Here is a 2,626-nt window from a genome sequence, read left to right on the forward strand (position 1 = left end):
GGCCGTTGCTCCTACTCTTAGCCGGGCGGAACGTCGGCGGCTCGAACGTCCCTTAAAAAAGCGTTAAACAGCTTTCCTGTGCCTGCTGTTGTAGGGGGTAGTCTGGAACATCATTACGTGCCAGTCGGTGCCTCCGCATCACACTGCGGCCATGCGGGTTGCAGCGCGATAGCCGGGTCGTGGCTGGTGGCCTACGGTGCTTGTTTTCACCCTCGTTTTCTGCCCTCGATAAGGGAACGTTATCGGGAGTTATCGCCAGAAGACTCCAAAAAACGAGAATTTCATTTTTCATTCAAGGATATTGGAATTTCGAAAATTACAGTGTAAACTTCGTGTTTTACGCAGATCTTTTCGCCGTAGACCGTTATCCACCTGAAAGAGCCTATGCAATCTGTTCAATTTATTGCCGACGAAAACAACACTCGCATCTTTGCCGTCGTCCCAATTAAACTCTACGAAGCCCTCGTTGAGGGCCAAGAAGAGCCTATCGAGATCCATTCCAAATCACGACTCTTGAGTGCCGATGGCCGCTACGTCTTCTTCTTGAATGCAGAGCCCAATGCCAAGTTCGATGTTCTTCAGCTTGTGGATCTTCTCAAACGTCTTGGCACCAAGAACATCGCCATTGCTCAACGAGCACAAACACTGGACAAGTTTGAGCACGGCCAAATTTTGAATGGGCTCGATCCAATGTTGCGAACGTTCTTTCTGTCGAAAGACTCCCCATACCGCAACACTATGCAGGCCAACAATGAACTGGTTGAAGCGCTGGTAGAGACTGGCATCTTTCAGCACACGGTCGCCAAGTTTGATGCTTGGTACCGTCCAGTGAAGTCTTTGAAGATCAATCAACGAGCTCTTGATGCCTTCATTGAAAAGCATGGCCCTCTTCCTAAGCATCAGAAAATTGATGCATCAGAGTTCATGTGATCACACAGAGCGCCCCTGAGAGGGGCGTTTTTTGTCTCTATCCCAGCTCGGAATTCTGATCGAATAGATGGCGCTTTTTGCAGCTATGGGTCACTACCCCAAACAAGGGTTAACCTTGAAAAATCAGGCTTGGCTGATAACGCTAGGCGCGCCGATACAGCATCAATCTGGCGATGATGTGGCTTTAACTGTTGGTGGGGGGCTTGGCTTGCGCCATAATGTGGGCATTGGCTCGCCGCTAATGCGGAGGCACTGCAAGAGGAGTGGAATTTTCTTGCAGCGCCTCTAGGCGGTGAATAAGGGCACCCAGCGAGGGTTATTCAGCGCGCCATGCGCATCATTTTAACCACAGGCCCCCTCGCTGTCACCTTTTGCCGTGTTGAACGTCGGCCTTTTGCAGTGGTACAGCTTCTTCGGACTTGTCACCCTCACTGCTCAACGGCTCTCGGCTGGCACGGGCAAACCAAGAGACGCTACAGCGGGAACTCATCCGAAGCGTCACCGAGATGGCGAAAGCTGCAACCGGGGATGAGGTGGGGACAGGAACCCATGAATGCAGAAGCTTGCAGACTTCCCGAGTCGCTGCAAGCCCCGTATGTGACCGACCGACCGACCGACGGCAAAACCTAGGTTCTCAGTCTTGGCACCGGGCAAGCCCCAAGCTGCGATTTTTATCGCCGCTTAGGGTCTGGCTTGCCCGAAGCTCCCTCCCTCCCTCCCTCTAGCAGGTCTGCGCCAAGTGCCAAAAAGGGGGGACAAGTCCCTTCTTTGGAATTTTTTATAAATGGATGTTCGGCAAGCGAAGCGCGTCAGGCCGTAGGCTCCAATTCGAGTGTGGTCAACATCTGCACCCGTAGGGCTGTCCACACCTTTATGGTGTGGGCAGAGATGTTGTCCAGCACGGGGAACAAGCACCGGCCAAACAGTACCTTGCAGGGAGGGGGGCCGGGGGGAGGGGCTAGGGCGTGCTTGGGCGTGCTTGGTAGTAGTGCGAAATTACGAGCCAACCCACAAAAACCGGTTTATGACGGCATGGCAAAGCGGGTCATGGGTGCTGGACTTCCTGCCTCTGGTGGGTTGCTGACGGAAAGCGTAGCGCGGCGGCGGCCCACCAGAGGCAGGAAGCTGGCGTATGATGCCGCTATGTCTACCACCTGTCTCGCGTCCTTGTTGTGCAGTCATTTTGATGGCACATTGGCAGCGCTGACAATCTCCCCCCTTGGTAATCACGGGGAGAGCAATCAACATCTGACGTTTCTTTGACGTCATAATGACGGTATGGCTTTTTCCCTCCGTCTTCCTCCTGCCCTCGAAGCTGATGCCCGTTCCCGCTGTGAACGCCTTGGTATAAGTCTCAATGCACTGCTGTGCGTGGCTCTGGATGCTTACCTGCGGACACTTTCTCAACCTGCTGCCCAACATCCTGCCGAAGGGCGCGAAGCGGCTGGGCTTGTCTCAGTATCAACAACTTGCACAACTCCAATTGAAGCCCCTGCGGCTTGCGTTGCAGCGCCAGTGTCTGAACCTGTGCCAGCTCCTGTACCTCGTCAAAAGCCTGTGCTTACCGCTCCACCTTTGGCAGCTCCTGTGCCTCCTCCGGTGGCCGTTGCTCCTACTCTTAGCCGGGCGGAACGTCGGCGGCTCGAACGTCCCTTAAAAAAGCGTTAAACAGCTTTCCTGTGCCTGCTGTTGTAGG

General features: G+C 54.2%; 2 protein-coding genes. One reads left to right on the forward strand and one right to left on the reverse strand.

Going from position 1 to position 2,626, the window contains the following annotated elements; all coding sequences use genetic code 11:
- Positions 1 to 384: 384 nt before the first annotated feature.
- The gene (locus tag BMX55_RS15970; RefSeq protein ID WP_091459418.1) at positions 385 to 930 is read left to right on the forward strand and encodes a hypothetical protein; all 546 of its coding nucleotides are present in this window, start codon (positions 385 to 387) and stop codon (positions 928 to 930) included.
- A gap of 364 nt (positions 931 to 1,294) precedes the next feature.
- Here the strand turns inward: BMX55_RS15970 and BMX55_RS16895 are convergent, their stop codons facing one another.
- Positions 1,295 to 1,420, reverse strand: coding sequence for a hypothetical protein (locus BMX55_RS16895; protein ID WP_281242851.1), 126 nt, complete (start codon positions 1,418 to 1,420; stop codon positions 1,295 to 1,297).
- Positions 1,421 to 2,626: the final 1,206 nt, after the last annotated feature.

Origin of the sequence: Giesbergeria anulus, from assembly GCF_900111115.1 — a bacterium.
In the GTDB taxonomy this organism is placed as follows: Bacteria; Pseudomonadota; Gammaproteobacteria; order Burkholderiales; family Burkholderiaceae_C; genus Simplicispira; species Simplicispira anulus.

Coding starts and splice junctions, on each gene's coding strand:
- BMX55_RS15970 (WP_091459418.1), top strand. CDS start 385: ATGCAATCTGTTCAATTTATTGCCGACGAAAACAACACTCGCATCTTT.
- BMX55_RS16895 (WP_281242851.1), bottom strand. CDS start 1,420: ATGAGTTCCCGCTGTAGCGTCTCTTGGTTTGCCCGTGCCAGCCGAGAG.